This is a genomic window from Streptomyces sp. URMC 126, assembly GCF_051386555.1.
Lineage (GTDB): Bacteria > Actinomycetota > Actinomycetes > Streptomycetales > Streptomycetaceae > Streptomyces.
The window spans coordinates 1-259 of record NZ_JBPQTX010001017.1; the positions used below are offsets into that span (position 1 = coordinate 1).

The window sequence follows — 259 nt, forward strand, 5'->3', positions numbered from 1 at the left end:
CTTCGGCGCATCCCAGGACACGTCCTCCGAGGGCGGCACCGCCCGGGCCACCGGCACGGGCTTCCCCGAGGAAGCCACGTCAGCAGGATCGCTGCGCCGGCGCCGGGTCGTTGTGCTGCTCACGCTCGCCGTGGGCACCGTCTTCCTGGCCTGGTCGTTGCACTCCCGGCCGGACTCCCCGTCCTTCTACTGGGCGGCCGTGGCGCTGGCGGTCACGTGGACCAGCGGGTCCTTCGCATCGGGGCCCCTCCACCTGGGG

Annotated in this window: 1 protein-coding gene; it reads left to right on the forward strand. The window is 73.7% G+C overall.

Going from position 1 to position 259, the window contains the following annotated elements:
* Nucleotides 1–259 (forward strand): hypothetical protein (locus ACSNOK_RS34915; protein ID WP_436784720.1); only part of this gene is annotated, 259 nt, incomplete at both ends.